This is a genomic window from Gilliamella sp. B3783 (genome assembly GCF_026536125.1).
In the GTDB taxonomy this organism is placed as follows: domain Bacteria; phylum Pseudomonadota; class Gammaproteobacteria; order Enterobacterales; family Orbaceae; genus Gilliamella.
Genome location: NZ_JAFNOU010000005.1, coordinates 1 through 18361 on the forward strand (window position 1 = coordinate 1; position 18361 = coordinate 18361).

The following is an 18361-nucleotide window of genomic DNA, read 5'->3' on the forward strand; positions in this document are numbered from 1 at the left end:
TGGCAGAAGGTTTACGTTTTGCGATTCGTGAAGGTGGCCGTACTGTTGGTGCGGGTGTTGTTGCTAAAGTTATTAAATAATTTTATACACTAGCGACAATAAGAAGGGTGTCGTTTGATACCCTTTCTTATCTAGTCTGTTTAGCAAAATGTTTTTCTTTAAAGAGCATTTTGGAAAATAGATATTATTATAAATAACATAATCATAGGTTTTATATGCTAGTAAGTAACGAGAGTCAAGATACAAACACGAATCTAGACAAATTCAAATGGGGTTTAGTTCTAGTACTGATTGCGTTTATTGTCTGGGGGAATTTCTATTTTGCTGGACCTAATGATATATATCAACCAAATACTATCGTGCGAATTATTGCGGTTGTTGTAATTTCGTTGTTAACTTTATTTATTGCCTTTACAACAAATAAAGGTAAGGCATTTTATGTGTTTTTACAAGAATCTAGAAAAGAGCTAAGAAAGGTAGTTTGGCCAACACGTAAAGAGACCGTACAAACAACTTTACTCATTGCTGCAATTACTGTGATTGTCGGCTTAGCACTTTGGGGAATGGATTCTTTATTCCGTTCAATAGTCTTTTATTTAACATCAATAGGACGTTAATATGAGCGAAGCACAACAAAAACGTTGGTATGTCATTCAAGCTTACTCGGGTTATGAAGCGCGTGTTGCACAATCATTACGTGAATATATCAAATTACATAATATGGAAGACGCATTTGGCGAAGTATTAGTTCCTACAGAAGAAGTCGTTGAGATGAAAAGTGGTCAACGCCGTAAAAGTGAACGTAAATTCTTCCCAGGTTACGTACTAGTTGAAATGATAATGAACGATGCGACTTGGCATTTGGTCAAAAGTGTACCAAGAACTATGGGCTTTATTGGTGGTACATCGGATAGACCAGCACCGATCAGTCAACGTGAAGTTGATGCAATTATGAACCGCTTGCAACAAGTCGGTGACAAACCTCGTCCTAAAACGTTGTTTGAACCGGGTGAGCTTGTGCGTGTTAATGAAGGGCCATTTGCTGACTTTAATGGTGTGGTTGAAGAAGTTGATTACGAAAAAAGTCGCCTAAAAGTTTCAGTTTCTATTTTTGGTCGTTCAACACCTGTTGAGCTTGATTTTAGCCAAGTAGAAAAAAGCTAATTTATTTGAATATTTTTAATTCAATGACAACAAAAATCACAGAAATTATTCTGTGATTTTTTTATGCAAAAAATCTGCCTTAAAAATAACAATTACTATTTTTTATTCGCTATTTAAATGTAATGACGTAGATAGCCTTGTTTGGATCCACGTCAACGTTTTATCCTTTCGATAAAATGATAGGATAAACATAAAGGTGAATTTGTTCATCACCGACAGATATGATTTGTACTGCATTTAGTTTTTTGTCTATTTTTACTTCATTAGTATATTTCTACTAGCTACTCTTCTCATTAAGTATCTTCGCTTAAAAATATTTTTATAGCTCATAATGGTGTAATTAACTTTATGTTTTAAATCAAATTTTTAATTTTGATGCTATTTATACATTATTTTGTATGGTATTGACTGTAACAAGCTTATGGTTTTGTTATTCCCGTATGGGTTATGCAATAATATTTTTTGGTTTGAAATGATGATGATGCATAAGTTTGCTGGCTTTTAGGGAATGGAAGGTGATTGCTTTGTCATTAAAACAATAATAACAATTACCATATTAGTATGTGCCGTATACCCAACTCCGGCTATATTTTGACGATGTTCATGGACAGAAAAATTTATACCGTTTCAATTTATTAATATTTTATCAACGATCTATTTATTCGAGTTATTTTTAACGCAATTTTATTAGGTATTGCTGTTGGAGTTAATGCGGCATTTAGGGGTAATTTATGCACCGCATAGTGCTAGAATATGCTAAGCATATAATGGTTATAGGTCGAACTTTTTATTATCAATTATTACCCTGACTGTTGTTGTTAGACTTGTGTTATGCCGATGATGGGATGTTACGGAATTTGCTACTAACTATTTAGGTTTATCAAAAACTAATTTTATGGGTGTGCTAATATTTTTTTAGCACATTATCACTATGATTATATTTCAATTTTAGATTAAAAGCTGAAATGCCAAGATCAAATCAAACTTAAATCAACACAGTGTATTGTTGGTATTAGACTAGAAACTATTGAGTTGATGACCAAAAAAGCTGAAGATTGCCAAAAATATCATGCCGAAAATATAGTGTGCAGGGTGTCTTTGTATGAGATTTCAGTTAACTGGCATGATTAAATCTTATTTTTAAAAGTTAATTCCATTTAATTTAAAGCCAAAAGACGGCGATGAATTTTATCTAAAAATTCATCGAAAAGGAATGTTGGTATTAGATGAGTAAATTGCCTAGACAAATTCAATAAATTATTTTTAGCAATACAATTTGATTTGTTTAACTATTTCTATTTTTACTAAGGATAAAGTATAAGACTACCTTTCATAAGGCGATCTTATTTTATCTTTTACATCATTTGCTTTTGTATTGGTTGCTTTAGTCAACAGCAACCAAACAAGGATATATTTGTGTGCGAGTTTGCTTTTATTACAATATTCAAAATTAGCCCTTTACAATAAAATGCGTTTCAATGTTGCTCTTTTAGTAAAGATTATTATGGCTATATGTTAATTAGCAAAAATAAAAGTCAAAAAACAATATTAAACCTCACAGTTAAAATCTTCTAGTTGCTGCTGTAAATCTAACCATTTCATCTCTGATTCTTCTTGATCACCTTTAAGTTGGCTCTGTTTAAGTAATAATTCGGTTAATTGTGATTTATTTTCTGTTTCGTAAATAGTTGGATCAGCTAATTGTTCTTCAATCGCTTTTAATTGTTTTGTCAGGTGTTCAAGAACTTTCTCTTCTTTTTGCAACAATTTTTTTATTGGCTGCATTTGTGATCTTAATTCCGCTTCACGACGTTTTTGTTCTTTGCGCTCTTGCGAAGAAATATTTTGAACACTATCTTTTTTAGCCGTATCTTGATCGGGTTCAGACTGATTTTCAGCTTTCTGTTCTTCAGCAAGCCATTTTTGGTAGTCATCAAGATCGCCATTAAATGGTTCGACTTTATGATTGTGGACTAAATAAAACTCATCAGTTGTTGAACGTAATAGATGACGATCATGTGATACAACAACTAAAGCTCCTTCAAAATCAATAAGCGCCTCGGTTAATGCCTGACGCATATCTAAATCTAAATGGTTAGTGGGTTCATCAAGTAACAATAAATTGGGTTTTTGCCAAACAATTAATGCTAACACTAATCGCGCTTTTTCACCGCCTGAAAATGTTTTTACAGGTTCATTGACTTTATCACCATGAAAATCAAAACCACCTAAATAGTTACGCAGTTCTTGTTCTGTTATTTTAGGATCAGCAAGTTTGGTTAGGTGCCAAAGTGGCGATTCTTCACCACGCAAATACTCTAACTGATGCTGAGCAAAATAGCCTAATTGAACACCTTTGGCTAAATTAATATGGCCTTCTTTAGGTTGTAGTTCGCCCGCTAATAATTTAATTAAGGTCGACTTACCCGCTCCATTGCGTCCTAATAAACCAATTCTTGAGCCTGGCACAAGATTCAATTTAATTTTTTCAAGGACAATTTTATCTCCATAGCCGGCAACCACTTTATCCATCATCAATAATGGACTTGGTAAAAATTCAGAAGGTTTAAAATTAAAATGGAAAGGATTATCCACATGAGCCGGTGCTATCAGTTCCATTTTTTCTAGCATTTTAATTCGACTTTGCGCTTGTTTCGCTTTGGTTGCTTTAGCTCTAAAACGGTCGATATAACTTTGCAAATGAGCGACTTTCTGTTGTTGGCTTTCGTATAATGATTGTTGTTGTGCCAGTTTTGCTGAGCGCTGTGTTTCAAATGAGGAATAATTGCCTGTGTATTCAAATAATTTCTTTTGTTCGATGTGAATAATTTTATTCACTAGCGGATCTAAAAAATCGCGGTCATGTGAGATTAAAATTAGTGTACCTTGATAATTACTTAACCACTTTTCAAGCCAAATTACAGCATCTAAATCAAGGTGATTGGTCGGTTCGTCCAGTAGCAGTAAATCAGAACGACACATTAACGCTTGTGCCAAATTTAGTCGCATTCGCCAACCGCCCGAATAGGATTTAACCGGTAACAGAAGTTGTTCGTTAGAAAATCCTAAACCATGTAATAGTGTTGCAGCTCTTGCCTGTATTGACCAAGCATCAATGGTATCGAGTTTTTCATGAATAATTGCAATTTGTTCACCATTATTTTCTTGATTAGCAATGGCTAATTTCTGTTCTAATTGGCGATACTCTCGATCCCCATCAATAGCATACTCAATAGCCGGCACATCTAAAGCGGGTGTTTCTTGATTAACCCAAGCAAGTTGCCATTGTGCAGGAATGCTCAAGCTACCACCATCTGCTTGAATTTCACCTTTAATTAGCGAAAATAAGGTGGATTTTCCACAACCATTTTTACCAACTAATCCCACTTTTTGTTTAGGATTAATAGTAGCGGAAGCATTATCTAATAGTAGATTAACACCTCGGCGAATTTGGATGGAATCAAAAATAATCATGATATAGTGATCTATTATTCAAAATAAAATGCGCTATCCTAGCAAAAATTGAAGTTCAAGTAAAATCAAAATAGGATGACCAAGATGGTAATGAGTCCTTATAATCTAACGCCTAAAATTGCACAACAAATTGTTGATATAACCATGAAAATCATTGATTGCAATATCAATGTGAGGGATAGGTAGGTAAGGCTTTCAGATAAATGAAAGCCCTTTATGATTGCTAAAGGGCTTAACGTTATTTAGTTCTATTATGATTGTTTGATTGCTGTTAACGATCGACGAATAAAGTACAAACAGATCGCCACAAATACCGCTAATCCCAAATATTGTGGTAATGTACCTAAGTCAGCCGATATAGCCAGTGGTGCATCACTACCGCCACTGGCAATACTGATAACAATCACTACCGCTAATAACACACCAACTAAACTTTCACCCACAATTAATCCCGAAGCAATTAACGCCGCTTTACGATCAACTTTTTTATATTGCGCTTGAGGATCTAAATTTTGTTTTTTTGCTTTAGCATAAGCGCTACGCTTAATTAACCACGACAGTATGGTGCCCACGAAGATTGGCATAGTAATGGTCGGCGGTAAATAGATACCTAAGCCCACCGCTAATGCAGGTAAACGGAAGCGACATTTTGATTTTGCTAAAATTAAATCAATGATGATAATCATTGTACCGACCGCCAAACCGATTATAATCATGGTCCAATCAAGTTGATGAGAGAATATTCCTTTGGCGATAGTTGTTATTAAGGTTGCTTGCGGCGCAGCTAACACTTGTGACTGATCCATATCTGCTCGTGGTAATGCCCCAGTAAAACCATATGCGTTATAGAGAATCTCAAGAATAGGCGCGATAACAATAGCACCAACCACACAACCAATGAGTAAAGCAACCTGTTGTTTCCAAGGGGTCGCTTTAACAAGATAGCCTGTTTTAAGATCTTGTAAATTATCATTAGAAATACAAGCAACGGCTAAAACTGAACTGGTAGTAAATAGTGCTAACGCAGTCGCAAAATTGGATCCTTCAACGGAAGCTAACATACCATTGGCTTCACCTAAACCTAATAAGATAAGCGAAATTACAATAGCTGCGACAATGGCAATGCCTGATATTGGACTTGCGGACGAGCCAACTAGTCCAGCCATGTAACCACAAGCGGCAGCAACTAAAAAGCCCATAATAAAAGCAAATAGCACTGCACAAAATACTAATGCCCATGCAACGCCTGTTGATAACCCACTGCCAGAAATAAATGAATAAAAAGTCACGATTAAGATAATTAGTATCCCACCCATTATCAAAAAGATTGATTTAGGCGAGAGATCGCGATCTGTTTCGGCGATATCATTCGCTGAAACATCAGAACGTAAAGTGCTGAATGATATTTTTAAGCCTTCAATAACTGGTTTGATTAATGTTAATAATGTCCATATTGCAGCAATTGCAATTGTACCCGCACCAATGTAGCGAATGTCTTTTGCCCAAAGTCCCATAGCAATTTTAGATAAAGGCTCATTAGTATCATAATCGGTTATAAGACTTAAAATAGGAATACCAAATCCCCAACCAATAATTGTCCCAACTAACACAGCAATACCCGAAATAATACCAATCAAATAACCTGCGCTAAGTAAAGCTAACGAAAAACCCATTGGTAATTGAAAGATTGATTTACCACCGGTAAACCAATAAGAGATACTTTCAGATAGTAATCGAAAACCATTGGTACAAACGCTGACTACAGAAGCGATGACCCCACCGACTAAAATATCTTTCAGCCCTTCATTGGTATCGTTATCCCCTGATTTTGAGCCAGCTTTTAAAATTTCCGCAGCGGCGATTCCTTCGGGATAAGGTAGTGTGCTTTTTACTACCATAACATGACGCAATGGGATTGAAAATAATACGCCCAACATCCCTCCTGCAGCACATATGGCAAAGGTTTGTAAAAACGGAAAACCTTGCCAGTAACCAATCATTAATAATCCCGGTAATACAAAGATAATTGAAGACAGGGTACCCGCTGCTGATGCTTGGGTTTGCACCATATTATTTTCTAAAATGGTTGAGCCAGAAAAAAGCCTCAATATTGCCATAGAAATAACGGCTGCTGGAATAGCAGAAGAAAATGTTAATCCAACTTTTAAACCTAAATAGACATTAGATGCAGTAAAAATAATCGTTATAAAGGCACCTAGAATAGTGCCTCTTAATGTAAGTTCACGTAAGTTATTCATTTTTATTAATGTAATTGATTTATCATACCGACATTATATACTGAAATTTACTTTATTTGTTGTTTATCTGTTTTTGTTTGTCTTATTTGGATTTTTTTTGCTTGTTAAATTTTTTTTAGTGTAATTGTGCTTGAATTTATTATGAATATTTTGAGTAGTAATAGGTTAGTAATATTAAAATAATAACTGTTTTATTGTGAATATATTACAATATGCGCTTAGATCAATTTAATTGAGATATCTACCGTGAATGGATTAAAGCGTCTACAAGCTATTACAAAGCAACTTCGTGATCCGATTAATGGTTGTGAATGGGATCGCGTACAGACTTTTACCTCATTAAAGCCTTATACTTTAGAAGAAACTTACGAAGTTTTAGAGGCTATCGATCAACAAGATATGCAAGAACTGAAAAATGAATTAGGCGATCTGTTATTTCAAATTGTTTTTTATGCTGATTTGGCTGACGAACAAAAGGCGTTTAATTTTGATGATATTTGCAATGCGGTTGCTGATAAATTAGTCCGTCGTCATCCACATATCTTTTCAGATAATCCTGCTGCAAAACCCAATTGGGAGCAGCTCAAACAACAAGAGCGTAATGAGCGAGCACAGTTCTCGATACTCGATGATATTCCTAATTCTCTTCCTGCTTTGATGAGAGCTGAGAAAATCCAAAAACGCTGTGCATCTGTTGGTTTTGATTGGTTAGCGTTGCAGCCTGTCTTAGATAAAGTAAAAGAAGAGCTAATTGAAGTCGAGCAAGAGCTAAATAAATCAACACTTGAACAAGAAAAAATTGAAGAAGAATTAGGCGATTTGATTTTTGCAACGGTTAATTTAGCACGTCATTTGAAAGTTAAATCGGAACTTTGCGCGCAAAAAGCAAATAACAAGTTTGTTCGTCGATTTAAACAAGTGGAATCACTATTAAAACAAAAAAATCTGGCTTTAGTTGATGCAACACTTGAACAAATGGAAGACGCGTGGCAAAGTGTTAAGCAATTAGAAAAATCAAATAGCGAAGTAAATAAAAATGACTGAACAAAAAAACGAACTGTATCAAGAAATAGAAGCATGGGCACAAAATGCGATATTACATAGTCCAACATGGAGCATTAATCAGCTTGATTACTCTGAAAAGAGCATCACTGTTGTAGAAATGATTATCAGTGAAATTGCCGAAAAAAACTTTAGTATTCCTGAAGAACAATTAAATATGATTGCTCAAGAGTATGGATGCTACCTATTACTCACCGCACATAAAATATATGGTGGCGAGTTTTATTATAATGAAGAGTTTGAACAACCTATGCTGATTTGCTGTGAACCCGATGCAATGATTGTGCTAATGACCTGGAATAAAGTGAAAGGGCGTTTATTGGGTGATAAAACTGATCATATTGCTTATTTTCTTGATGAGTTTGGTAAAGCGACTTTCCAACCTGAAAAAGGCACGCATGTGGTTTATTTATAACTTCATAAAGTGTACTGTTTAAGATTCTTAATGAAAAGGTTAAGTAAGATTAGCGCCTAAAGCTAAACTTAATCTTTATTCCAAGGATGGCTGAAAATGAATTACACACTTTATATCGGCAATAAAAACTACTCTACGTGGTCTATGCGGCCTTGGGTGGTGATGAAATACTTTGATATTCCCTTTGCTGAAAAATTGGTTAAATTCGATAGTTTTGATGAAGATTCTATATTTAAAACTACGATATCATCCATTTCAAAATTTGGAACTGTTCCGATACTTGTTGATAACGATCTTGTCATTACTGATTCTTTAGCGATTTGTGAATACTTAGATGAACAGCATCGCAATTTAGCACTATGGCCAACGGATATAAAACGTAGGGCAATGGCTCGTAGCTTAGTTGCAAAAATGCATTCGGGATTTCAAGCGATTCGAAATTATTTACCCATGAATATCGAGGCTGAATTGCCAGAAGTTGGGCAGATAATTTTACGTGATCACCCCGAAGTTAAAAAAGAGCTCTTGTTCTTAGATGATTTATTAACGTCTTTTTTATCTTCTAACAAATCAAATGATCGCTATTTATTTGGTGATTTTAGTATAGCTGATGGATTTTATGCACCTTTATGCTTAAGATTAAAAAATTATCATATTCAGACAAGTTCAACTTTAGCTAATTACATTGAAACGATTTGTCATACTAAAGGTATTCAAGATTGGATAAATGCAGCGTTAAAAGAACACAGTTTTGTCACGATGGATGAACCTTATCGATTACACCGATAATTAAAGATTTTGCTAAAAAATAACCCCACTTAACATTGCGTAAGTGGGGGTAATCTTTGGATTTAATCTAAAAACGCAATCACACTTCTAAATAATCTAAAATTCCTTCTGCTGCTTTGCGTCCTTCGCTAATAGCAGTGACGACTAAGTCCGAGCCTCGTACTGCATCGCCGCCAGCAAAGATTTTGGCATTGGTTGTTTGATAACCTTTCATTTCTGGAGCGATAATCCGTCCTTTATCATCAAAATCAACACCATGTTCGGCTAGCCATGGCATAGCATGGGGTTTAAAGCCAAATGCCATAATTACAGCATCAGCAGGAAGAACAAATTCTGAACCTTCAATAATAACCGGTGAGCGGCGGCCTTTAGCATCTGGTTCACCTAATTCAGTCCTGACCATTTTCACGCCGGTAACGTGTCCGGTATTGCTAATTTCTATACTTAATGGTTGTACATTAAATTGAAATTGTACCCCTTCCTCTTTGGCGTTTTTAACTTCGCGTTTAGAACCCGGCATATTGGCTTCATCCCGACGATAGGCACAAGTCACGTTAGTTGCACCTTGGCGAATTGAAGTGCGGACACAATCCATCGCTGTATCTCCCCCACCTAATACAACTACACGCTTATTTTTCATGTCGATGTATGGGGTATCTTTGGTTTGTTCATGATGCATTATGTGCTTAGTATTGGCGATCAAAAATGGTAACGCATCATAAACGCCGTTAGCATCTTCATTTTCAAGTCCTGCGCGCATTGATTGATAGGTGCCTGTTCCAATAAAAACAGCATCAAACTCATTAAGTAACTCAGATAATTGAACTGTTTTTCCTACTTCGGTATTTAGACGAAACTCAACTCCCATCTCGGTAAAAATTTTACGACGGTTAATTAATACTTCCTTATCCAATTTAAATGCAGGAATACCAAAGGTTAATAGCCCACCAATTTCAGGATGACGATCAAAAACTACCGGTGTTACACCATTACGTACTAAAACATCAGCGCAAGCAAGTCCTGCAGGACCCGCACCAATAATGGCGACTTTTAATCCGGTTTTTTCAACATTAGTTAAGTTAGGTTTCCAGCCCATTTTAAAGGCTTCATCGGTAATATAGCGTTCAATATTACCGATAGTAACAGCGCCAAACTCTGCGTTTAAGGTGCATGATCCTTCACAAAGTCGATCTTGAGGGCAAACACGGCCACAAACTTCCGGTAAACTATTAGTTTGATGAGAGAGTTCAACTGCCTCTAAAATTTTACCTTCGTTAACTAATTTTAGCCAATTCGGAATATAGTTATGCACAGGGCAACGCCATTCACAATATGGGTTACCACAAGCCAAACAGCGATCGGCTTGGGCTTGAGATTGCGCAGGGGAAAATCCTTCGTAAATTTCAACAAATTCTATTTTACGAATATTCAACGGTTTTTTTGGCGGATCGACACGTTGTAAATCGATAAACTGATAAACATTTTGACTCATTTGCGTGCTCTCCTTACTGTGCTTGAACGCGTAGTTCTGCTGATGAACGACTACGATGACCAAGCAGCGCTTTTACATCGCTCGATTTAGGTTTAACTAAAACAAATTGTTTAGCAAAATCTTGCCAATTAGCTAAAATTTCTTCAGCGCGTGATGAGTGAGTAAGTTGAGCATGCTCCATGATTAAGCCTCGTAAGTGCTCTTCATGTATTGAATAATCAGCAACATTTAGCATTTCGACTAACTCTTTATTGATACGTTTATGAAAATCACCGTCAGCATCTAAAATATAGGCAAATCCACCAGTCATACCAGCACCAAAGTTAACCCCAGTTTTACCAAGTACGCAAACAATCCCGCCTGTCATATATTCACAGCCATTATCACCGATGCCTTCAACAACACTGATAGCACCAGAATTACGTACGGCAAAACGTTCACCGGCACGACCTGCGGCAAATAATTTACCGCCAGTTGCACCATATAAACAGGTATTACCGGCAATGGTTGCTTCATGGCTTAAAAATGCCGAACCTTGTGGGGGGCGAATGACTATACGTCCGCCCGCCATGCCTTTACCAACATAGTCATTAGCATCACCTGTAAGGGTTAAATCCACACCACCGGCATTCCATACTCCAAAGCTTTGACCGGCTGTACCATTAAAGTTAAGGTTGATAGGATCGGTCACTAAACCTTGATCGCCATATTTTTTAGCAATATAGCCGGATAAACTTGCCCCAACTGAACGATCGGTATTTTGAATTTCAAAATAGAAACTTTTGCTTTGACGATTATCCACCGCTTCTTGTGCTTGGGTGATGATCGCTTTATTAAGTAGTCCTTTGTCAAACGGTTTATTATCCTCAATACAATATACCGGTTTACCTTCAAGCGGTGTCGCTGTTTTGAGTAATCCTGATAAATCAAGTTTTTGTTGTTTAGCTGTTATGCCATCGAGTTCTAACAGCAAATCAGTACGACCAATTAAGTCGATGATGCGACTAACACCTAGTTCAGCCATAACTTCACGCGTATCACGAGCAATGAAGCGGAAATAATTCATCGCTTTTTCAGGTAATCCATGATAGTGCTCACTTCGTAATTTCTCATCTTGAGTCGCAACGCCGGTTGCACAATTATTAAGATGGCAAATACGTAAATATTTACAGCCTAAGGCAACCATTGGCCCCGTTCCAAAGCCAAAACTTTCCGCTCCTAAAATAGCGGCTTTTACAATATCAACACCCGTTTTAAGGCCGCCGTCAACTTGTAGGCGTATTTTGTGACGTAAACCATTAGCAACAAGCGATTGTTGCGTTTCAACCAGACCTAATTCCCATGGCGAGCCGGCATATTTCACAGATGTTAATGGGCTGGCTCCGGTACCACCATCGTAACCGGAAATCGTGATTAAATCGGCATAAGCTTTAGCAACCCCTGTTGCAATTGTTCCAACACCCGGTTCCGAAACTAATTTAACTGAAATCATCGCTGTTGGATTGATCTGTTTCAGGTCAAAAATAAGTTGTGCCAAATCTTCAATTGAATAAATATCGTGGTGAGGAGGTGGTGAAATTAATGTCACCCCCGGCACAGAAAAACGTAATTTTGCAATATAAGGGGTGACTTTATCACCCGGCAATTGCCCACCTTCACCCGGTTTTGCGCCTTGTGCCACTTTAATTTGAATCACATCCGCACTCATTAAATAACCTGGTGTAACGCCAAAGCGACCAGAAGCCACTTGTTTGATGCGTGACACTTTTATACTGTTATAACGAGCAGGATCTTCGCCGCCTTCCCCAGAGTTTGAAAAACCACCTAACGTATTCATTGCGGTTGCAAGAGATTCATGCGCTTCAGGACTTAACGCGCCAATTGACATCGCAGCGGAATCAAAACGTTTAAATAAAGCCTCTTCAGGTTCGACTTCATTAAGTGCAATAGCCCCACTTTCTGGTGGATTAAGTTTTAATAAATCACGTAATGTAGCAACAGGTCGATTATTAACGATATCGGCATAACGCTTATACTCTTCATAACTACCATTATTTACAGCTTTTTGTAATGACTGCACCACATCTGGATTATAAGCGTGGTATTCGCCACCATGTACAAATTTGAGTAATCCACCTTGTTCTAATGGTTTACGACGTAACCACGCTTTTTTGGATAGGTTGAATTGGTCTTGAGCAAAATCATCAAAATTAGCACCACTAATTCGGCTTGTGACACCTTGGAAACAGAGTTCTACCACATCCTTATGTAAGCCAACTGCTTCAAACAGTTTAGAGCAACGGTAAGAGGCGACTGTCGAAATGCCCATCTTGGACATGATTTTATATAAACCTTTATTAATCCCGTTACGATAATTAAGTATGGCTTCACGATAGGTTTTATTAATCGTACCTTTATCAACCATTTGCGCTAAAGTTTCATACGCTAAATATGGATAGATTGCAGTTGCGCCAAAGCCTAGTAAGACAGCAAACTGATGTGGATCTCGACAGCTTGCAGTTTCAACAATAATATTGGCATCGCAACGTAAATTTTTCTCAACTAAACGTTGTTGCACGGCACCAACAGCCATTGGCGCAGGAATGGGTAGGCGATCGGCTGCAATATTTTTATCTGATAGAATCAGCAATACTGTGCCATTTTTTACTTTGGCTTCAGCATCACCACAAAGCTGTTCAATTGCATCACGTAAGCTACCATCAATTTCATAAGTAATATCAAGCGTTTCTGATTTATAGTATTTTGACTCTAACGTCGTTAACTGCTGAAAATCTGAATACACTAAAACTGGATATTTAAATGCCACACGATGCGCTTGTCCTTCCGCTTCGGCAAACACATTCATTTCACGGCCAATACTGGTAGAAAGTGACATAACGTGCGCTTCACGCAATGGATCGATAGGTGGATTGGTTACTTGCGCAAATTTTTGTCGGAAGTAATCATAAATTAAGCGAGGACGGCTTGATAATACCGCAAATGGCGTATCATCGCCCATAGAGCCTGTTGCTTCTTGACCATTTTCACCTAAAACGCGAATGCATTGATCAAGTTCTTCATTGCTATAACCAAATTGTTTTTGGTAAGTCGCCAGTAACGTATCATCATAATCACGAGAGCCGATATCATCATCAGGAAGATCTTCAACTGGAATCAGACGTTTTACATTCTTAGCCATCCACTCTTTGTATGGGTGACGTTTTTGTAAATCGTTATCAGTTTCGGACGATTGTAAAATACGACCTTCTTCGGTATCAATCACCAGTAATTCGCCCGGACCGACGCGCCCTTTAGTTACCACTTCATCCGGTTGGTAATCCCAAATACCGATTTCCGATGCGCAGGTAATGAGTTTGTCTGTGGTAATAACATAACGAGCAGGGCGTAGACCGTTACGATCTAAGTTACAAGCAGCATAACGACCATCCGACATAACAATGCCTGCTGGACCATCCCATGGTTCCATATGCATAGAGTTAAAATCAAAAAAGGCACGCAGATCTTCATTCATATCTGGATTGTTTTGCCATGCTGGCGGAACAAGTAAACGCATTGCACGCACTATATCCATCCCACCAACAAGGAATAATTCAAGCATATTATCAAGTGAACTTGAATCTGAACCCGTTACATTCACAAATGGCGCGGCATTTTGTAAGTCAGGTATAAGCGGGGTTTTAAATTTATAAGATCGCGCTTTGGCCCATTGGCGATTGCCCTCAATAGTATTAATTTCACCATTGTGGGCTAAATGTCTAAATGGCTGGGCAAGTGGCCAACGTGGTACAGTATTGGTTGAAAAACGTTGATGGAATAAACAGATTGCTGTTTCCATACGAATATCTGCCAAATCTAAATAAAATCGAGGTAAATCTTTAGGCATGCAAAGACCTTTATAGATATTGACCTGATTTGAAAAACTACAGACATAAAACGTATCATCTTGCACACGTTTTTCTATGCGACGCCTAACCATATATAAACGACGCTCTAAATCAATTTTTGTCCAACCCGCAGGCGCATTAACAAAGACTTGTTCAATTCTTGGTAGTGATGACAGGGCAATTTCACCCAACACACTTTTATCAATTGGCACTTCGCGCCAACCTAAAATTGATAAAGTTTCATCCGCTAACTCTTCTTCAACAATTTCACGACTAGCTTGAGCTTCGGCTTCGTCTTGGCTTAAAAATAGCATGCCTACAGCATAATTTGTTGCTAAACGCCATCCGGCATCTTCAGCTACTAGCCTAAAAAATCGATCGGGTTTTTGCATTAAAAGCCCACAGCCATCGCCCGTTTTACCATCAGATAAAATGGCACCACGGTGCTGCATTCTTGCCAATCCGTGAATTGCTGTACGCACCACCTTGTGACTTGGTTGCCCTTCAATATGGGCTATCAAACCAAATCCGCAGTTATCTTTTTCATGATGCTGGTTATATAACATATCATTGCCTCTAAATCATCGCTTTTATATTTTGTGAAGGTATAGGCATTAATCCCATAATGGCTAAGAAATTAAAGAAAAAAGGTATTTTGGTCAAATAAATATTACTTATAAGTCAATCTTTTAATAAGGTCTATCAGAGTTATTAATGAAGCTAATAATTGATTTGTAGCTTGTTGATTATTAAGGTAATGATTAAGTATATGGCTTTTATTCTCAAAAAAAATTATATAATTAATATCAATGATAATTGTTATTTTTGTAAATAAGTTTAACTAAATTTAGATGTTTAAGTATGAAATTATATGAGAATTTAATTATTCTAGACAAAAGTGTTTGTAAAAAAAACTTATCCAGCAGGATTAACTTATTTTTAACCAATTAGTTAATATTATTAAATTAGCTTAATATCGCTTTTTGAATTAAAAATTCAATATAAACAAACAAAGTGATTGCAAATTACTCAAAAATAGGTATTTTGTAATCTAATATAGTGTATTTTTTATGCTTATAACATTTAAATTAATACAGATGCTTTAAATATTTAGCAAAATAATCATCTGATTTAATAAGAAAATAATGCTGAATAATTGTGAATTTAAAGAATGTTAATCATTTAACATATATTTGAATATAACTTTATTCATAAGATCTGAATCTGATAGAGAGGATTATATGGATATGGAAAAAGGAATAGCCACTCTTATTACTCAATATGGTAAAGGTGTGAGTAATGGGCTTAATGGTGCAATCAGCCATAATCGTTACACATTAACAATAGAAGCACTAGGCTCAGCAATATCGGTATTAGAGGTAAGCAGTGATGAAGCCCTTAACCAGCCCTGGCATTATCGCATTTCCTTTACAAGTTCAGATAAACACCTCACGCTTGACTCGGTTTTACATCAAAAAGCCGCATTTATTTTTCACCCGGCGAATAATTTCAATATTGTCTCAAAGGTAACGCAAACGCTTAATACCTTAAGTGCTTTTGCTCCGCTCGATCCCTCGTTGACCGACCTGTTATCGTCAGGCGATTTACGCATTGTATACGGGGTGATTACTGAGTTTAGTCAGTTATCGGTCAATAAAGAGCAAGCGCACTATCAGGTGGTATTGTCCTCGGTGCTGGCAAAGCTGGCTCTCAGTCATAACAGCGCTATTTTTCAAAATTTGAGTGTGGTGGGCGTTGTTGAAGAGGTGCTGCGTGGACATGGTTTTACCGGCATTGACTACCGTTTAGAATTAAAAAATCGTTATCCGGTCCGGGAGCTTATCACCCAATGGCAGGAGAGTGACCTGACTTTTATTCAACGAATTTTAGCCGATGTGGGGATTTGGTTTCGTTTTGAAACGCATGCTGAGCACAGTTGTGATGTTATGGTCTTAAGTGATTACGAACAAGGCTATCAGCAGGCAAAGGATATCGACTACAAACTACCGAGTGGCACTTTAGATGCAGGCGTTGACAGTGTGTGGGATATGGGTTTACACAGTCAGATGGTTGAAGCGTCAGTTCAGGTGCAGGATTATAATTACCGGGATGCAGGCAGCAATTTACAAACGGAAGTGAACAGTCAGCCAACAAACGCGACGACGTATGGCACGAATTACCGTTATGAAGAGCACTATAAAGGATTGAATGATAACGGCACGGCTAATGCGGGTCGTGATAGCGATACAGCCAACCGTTTTGCGGCAGGGGAGCAAAATGGTAACCGCGAAGGTGACCAGGATAACAGCATTGAAAGTGGGACATGGTATGCGCGTATTCGTCATGAACAGGCAATCAGTAGTCAGGTAATCATCAGCGGTAAAAGTAACCGCTGTCAGCTAGTACCGGGGCAACGTATTTGCATAACAGGTAACCCGTTAGCCGATACGCAAGAGGGGTTTATCATTATAAGTGTGGCTGGGCACGGTAACCGCACGGATGCTTATGAAGTAGTATTTACCGCCATCCCGTATCAGGTATTAAAACCGTACCGCCCTAAACCGATAGCATGGCCACAAATCAGCGGCACCTTACCGGCACGGGTAACCAGTCCGGATAATGACACCTATGGTTATATTGACACTCAGGGTCGGTATCGGGTTAAGTTTAACTTTGACCTGAAAAGCTGGAACAGCGGTGAAGAGAGCTTATGGGTGAGACTGGCAAAACCGTATGCAGGTGATAGTTACGGTTTTCACTTTCCGCTTATTGACGGTACGGAGGTGGCGATAGCCTTTACTAACGGTAACCCTGACCGCCCTTATATTGCTTATGCGATGCATGACAGTGCTCACCCTGACCATGTTGCAACGGCCAACAAACATCGCAATGTGATTCGCACAGCGACCAACAATAAACTGCGGATGGATGATAAACGCGGTCAGGAGCACATCAAGTTAGCCACTGAATATGGAAAAACCCAGCTTAATATTGGTCACTTAGTTAACCAGAATAAAGAGCAGCGAGGTGAAGGGTTTGAACTGCGCACTGATGAATGGGGCGCCTTAGCGGCGGCAAAGGGGTTATATCTGACTACCCAAACCGAGCCGAAAGCGCAGGGCAAACAGCTGGATATGCAAGGCGCGATTGCGCAACTAGAAAACGCCTTATCGATAGCTAAATCCCTGCAAAATGCGGCTAAACAATCGGAAGCACACAGTGCTGATACCGACAGTCAAAATCAGCTCAAGGCAAACTTAACTGAGCTGGCGCAAAGTGGCATTTTAGCTTATGCACAGGAGGGCATTGCGTTAACCAGTCCTGAAAACATCCAGCTATCTACGAGTAGCAGTATTTCCTTAACCAGTGAAAACCAGACTGATATCACTGCATTAAAAAACATCACCCTGTCTGGTGGTGAATCATTGGGGTTATTTGCCCACAAATCGGGGATGAAAGTTTTTGCTAACCAGGGTGATATAAACCTACAAGCGCAAAATGCCAACCTGAATATGGCCGCCAAACAGGATATCAAAATTGACAGTGTTGATGGTGAGCAGACAATCACAGCCAGTCAAAAAATCACCTTAATTTGTGGTGGCTCTTATATCAAAATCAGTGAAGAGGGGATTGAGCTCGGTACAGCTGGTAATGTGTATATAAAAAGCAATACCTTGCAAAAAATGGGAGCGGCAACTATTGATAGTGACAAATTAAAATTTACATCCAGTGATATTGATGTAGCACTGATGCGTTTAATTAACACTGAACTCATCAATTTTTCAGGATAAAGGAATCAATA

10 protein-coding genes and 1 pseudogene are annotated in these 18361 nt (G+C 37.9%); 7 read left to right on the forward strand and 4 right to left on the reverse strand.

The features are described 5' to 3' along the window. The 3 genes and pseudogenes from J3U59_RS05910 to nusG all read left to right on the forward strand — a co-directional run. Nucleotides 1–80: pseudogene (locus J3U59_RS05910) on the forward strand (elongation factor Tu); the annotation flags it as partial. Between the two features lie 135 nt (nucleotides 81–215). After that, the gene (gene secE, locus J3U59_RS05915; protein ID WP_065633262.1) at nucleotides 216–617 is read left to right on the forward strand and encodes a preprotein translocase subunit SecE; all 402 of its coding nucleotides are present in this window, start codon (nucleotides 216–218) and stop codon (nucleotides 615–617) included. Nucleotide 618: 1 nt separating this feature from the next. Further along, a complete protein-coding gene (nusG, locus tag J3U59_RS05920; protein ID WP_065633261.1) occupies nucleotides 619–1164 on the forward strand; it encodes a transcription termination/antitermination protein NusG in 546 nt (181 codons plus the stop codon). 1548 nt (nucleotides 1165–2712) lie between these two features. Here the strand turns inward: nusG and J3U59_RS05925 are convergent. Together J3U59_RS05925 and J3U59_RS05930 are read right to left on the reverse strand one after the other, a co-directional pair. Continuing rightward, nucleotides 2713–4638, reverse strand: coding sequence for an ABC transporter ATP-binding protein (locus J3U59_RS05925; protein WP_267333827.1), 1926 nt, complete (start codon nucleotides 4636–4638; stop codon nucleotides 2713–2715). A gap of 251 nt (nucleotides 4639–4889) precedes the next feature. Beyond that, a complete protein-coding gene (locus J3U59_RS05930) occupies nucleotides 4890–6896 on the reverse strand; it encodes an OPT family oligopeptide transporter (RefSeq protein WP_267333826.1) in 2007 nt (668 codons plus the stop codon). Between the two features lie 237 nt (nucleotides 6897–7133). Here J3U59_RS05930 and mazG point away from each other — a divergent pair, with 237 nt between their 5' ends. The 3 genes from mazG (at nucleotide 7134) to J3U59_RS05945 (ending at nucleotide 9162) form a co-directional block, all read left to right on the forward strand. Then, nucleotides 7134–7940 (forward strand): nucleoside triphosphate pyrophosphohydrolase, encoded by an 807-nt coding sequence (gene mazG / locus J3U59_RS05935; protein ID WP_416379595.1) that lies wholly within the window; start codon nucleotides 7134–7136, stop codon nucleotides 7938–7940. Then, nucleotides 7933–8373 (forward strand): hypothetical protein, encoded by a 441-nt coding sequence (locus tag J3U59_RS05940; RefSeq protein WP_065633257.1) that lies wholly within the window; start codon nucleotides 7933–7935, stop codon nucleotides 8371–8373. Before mazG ends, J3U59_RS05940 begins: the two co-directional genes overlap by 8 nt. A gap of 96 nt (nucleotides 8374–8469) precedes the next feature. Continuing rightward, a complete protein-coding gene (locus J3U59_RS05945) occupies nucleotides 8470–9162 on the forward strand; it encodes a glutathione S-transferase family protein (RefSeq protein ID WP_267333824.1) in 693 nt (230 codons plus the stop codon). A 79-nt stretch (nucleotides 9163–9241) separates the two neighbouring features. Here the strand turns inward: J3U59_RS05945 and J3U59_RS05950 are convergent, their stop codons facing one another. Both J3U59_RS05950 and gltB read right to left on the reverse strand, forming a co-directional pair. Further along, the gene (locus J3U59_RS05950; RefSeq protein WP_267333823.1) at nucleotides 9242–10654 is read right to left on the reverse strand and encodes an FAD-dependent oxidoreductase; all 1413 of its coding nucleotides are present in this window, start codon (nucleotides 10652–10654) and stop codon (nucleotides 9242–9244) included. A 13-nt stretch (nucleotides 10655–10667) separates the two neighbouring features. Then, on the reverse strand, nucleotides 10668–15125 hold the full coding sequence (gene gltB / locus J3U59_RS05955; protein WP_065633254.1) for a glutamate synthase large subunit: 4458 nt from the start codon (nucleotides 15123–15125) through the stop codon (nucleotides 10668–10670). Nucleotides 15126–15800: 675 nt separating this feature from the next. On the opposite strand from gltB, the gene J3U59_RS05960 reads away from it, so the two are divergent. Beyond that, nucleotides 15801–18350, forward strand: a complete 2550-nt coding sequence (locus tag J3U59_RS05960; RefSeq protein ID WP_267333822.1) for a type VI secretion system Vgr family protein — start codon at nucleotides 15801–15803, stop codon at nucleotides 18348–18350. Nucleotides 18351–18361: the final 11 nt, after the last annotated feature.